Origin of the sequence: Streptococcus sp. 79 (assembly GCF_013277425.1) — a bacterium.
Taxonomy (GTDB): Bacteria; Bacillota; Bacilli; order Lactobacillales; family Streptococcaceae; genus Streptococcus; species Streptococcus pseudopneumoniae.
Genome location: NZ_VMMW01000072.1, coordinates 803 through 1,160, shown reverse-complemented (window position 1 = coordinate 1,160; position 358 = coordinate 803). Strand labels below are relative to the sequence as shown.

Below are 358 nucleotides of genomic sequence, written 5' to 3'. Positions count from 1 at the left end.
TGTTCACTTTTTTATAGTCGCTATAAGATGACCTTATCTATAGCTTTTTATACATAATTATATATTCAGACATACTATTATCAATTGTGTCGCAGGGAGGAATCTGTTAACGCACCCATTCACCATTATCATTGACTCTATAGCCATCTATACTTGTATTGATCGCTAGCTCACCCGATGCATTTACATAATACCATTTACTGCCAACTTGGAACCATTGATTGGCTTTCATAGAACCGTTGCTGTTGAGGTAGTACCATGAACCATTATTTTGTAGCCAACCTGTCTCCATGGAACCATTATCGTTGAGATAGTACCATGAACCATCAACTTGCTCCCAACCTGTTGCCATGGAACC

General features: G+C 38.5%; 1 pseudogene. It reads right to left on the bottom strand.

Annotated elements, in window-relative coordinates:
- Positions 1 to 106: 106 nt before the first annotated feature.
- Positions 107 to 358, bottom strand: a pseudogene (locus HT729_RS09290) (N-acetylmuramoyl-L-alanine amidase family protein); the annotation flags it as partial.